2 protein-coding genes and 1 pseudogene are annotated in these 1,734 nt (G+C 71.0%); 2 read left to right on the plus strand and 1 reads right to left on the minus strand.

From position 1 onward, the window contains the following. Positions 1 to 297 (plus strand): annotated as a pseudogene (locus G6019_RS17380) (SPFH domain-containing protein); the annotation flags it as partial. Between the two features lie 55 nt (positions 298 to 352). Beyond that, positions 353 to 997: a TetR/AcrR family transcriptional regulator gene (locus tag G6019_RS12405; protein ID WP_107757561.1), complete on the plus strand. Its 645-nt coding sequence runs from the start codon at positions 353 to 355 to the stop codon at positions 995 to 997. A gap of 42 nt (positions 998 to 1,039) precedes the next feature. Here the strand turns inward: G6019_RS12405 and G6019_RS12410 are convergent. Then, the coding region (locus G6019_RS12410; protein WP_182627709.1) for a DUF1731 domain-containing protein at positions 1,040 to 1,734 on the minus strand (695 nt) is incomplete at its 5' end.

The raw sequence follows: 1,734 nt of genomic DNA on the forward strand, positions 1-1,734 counted from the left end.
TTCGACACGTCCACCGACCCGGAGATCGCCCGCTCCGTGGCCGCCGCGGAGGCCGCCGCCAAGGGGACGACCTCGGTCATGGACGAGGAGCCGCGCAAGGCCAAGCCCAAGCCGGGCGTGTTCGACATGGTGCCGGAGTCCGAGGGCGGGGCCGCCCCCGACGACACGCCCGCCCTCTCCGGGCCGCAGGGGGCGCAGCCGGGTCAACCCACCGGTATCGACCCCGCCGCGGGGCTCGACACCGACCTGCACCAAGGCGGATACCCGCTCGACGAGAGCGGCCGAGACCGTCCCTGAACGGATCCGGCCGGGTTCCGGGCGCCGCCACGACCACTGGAAGTAACATGCCTGTGTGGCACGTAACAGTGGACGCGGTGGCGCCCAGCCACCCGATGAGGAGGACATCCGTCTGATCGAGGCGGCGGCCTCGGTCATCGCCGAGCGCGGCATCAAGGGCGCGAGCACCGACGACATCGCCCGAGCGGCCGGGGTGACGAGGGTGACCCTGTATCGCCGGCTCGGTCCCCGCGAACAGATCCTCCGTGCCCTGTACGCCCACGAGGCACAGCGCCTGATGATGTCGGTCATCGCGCGGTTCACCCCGTTCGAGTCCCTCGAGTGGGACCCCGTCAGACACGTCGAGGACCTTCTCGTCGGCACCGTCTTCGACATCCGGAGAAGCGAGATCCTGCAGCGCATCGTCGAGGTGGACAAGCTCGAGGCCATGGCGATGCTCGCCGGACAGTCCGACTCGGTCCTCGGTGCCATCACCGAGATCGTCGCCGATTTCATCCGGAGCACCTGGAACGCCGATGTGCACACCCGCCCGATGGACGCGGACGAGTTCGACACCCTGTCCCGCGAGGTCGGGAGCGTCGTGGGTCGCTTCCTCCACTCCATCGCCGTGATGCCGGACGGGCCGCCGGTCCTCGAGACCGAGGAGGAGATCCGGGAGCTGGCGCGGCGGGCCCTGGTCCCGATGATCCTGCAGCGCTGAGCGGTCTCGGAACGCCGGGTCGCCTCGGAGGGTCGGTCCGCCTCAGAGTGAGGTGGGCACCTTCTCCCCGCCCAGTTCATGGGCCAGCGCGGCCCCGAGGGCGGGATAGCGGAACGGATGTGCGAGATCGCGCAGGACCACCGGGTCGACCTTCTGGTCCGCCAGCGCGAGCTCGTCCGAGCCACGACTGCCCAGCAGCAGACCGGGCGCGAACCCGGGGACCGGGACCACGGTGGGACGGCGGAGCACCGACCCCAGGACACGGGTGAACTGCGAATTGGTGACCGGCTGCGGCGCCACTGCGTTGAGGGTCCCGACCAGTGTGGGGTCGACGACGGCACGGAGGTAGATGTCGGTGAGGTCGTCGAGCGCGATCCAGGACATCCACTGCCGCCCAGAACCTAATCGGCCACCGAGGCCCGTCCGGGTGATGGCGGCCAGGGGAGGCAACAGACCACCCGCTCCGGACAGGACGAGGCCGGTGCGCATGGTCACCACGCGGGCGCGGGATCGGCGGGCGGGCTCGCAGGCCGCCTCCCATTCGGCCACGATCTCGGCCAGGGGCCCGGAACCCGGGCCGGTCTCCTCGGTGAGGGTCCGATCACCGCAGTCGGCGCCGTAGTAGCCGATGGCGGAGGAGCACACCATCGCCGTGGCACCGTCCCGCGCGGCGACGAGCTCGGCAAGTTTGCGGGTGGGCCCGATCCGGCTGTCGCGGACCGCGGCCAGGTGGCGGT

Origin of the sequence: Dietzia sp. DQ12-76 (genome assembly GCF_014145045.1) — a bacterium.
Taxonomy (GTDB): Bacteria; Actinomycetota; Actinomycetes; order Mycobacteriales; family Mycobacteriaceae; genus Dietzia.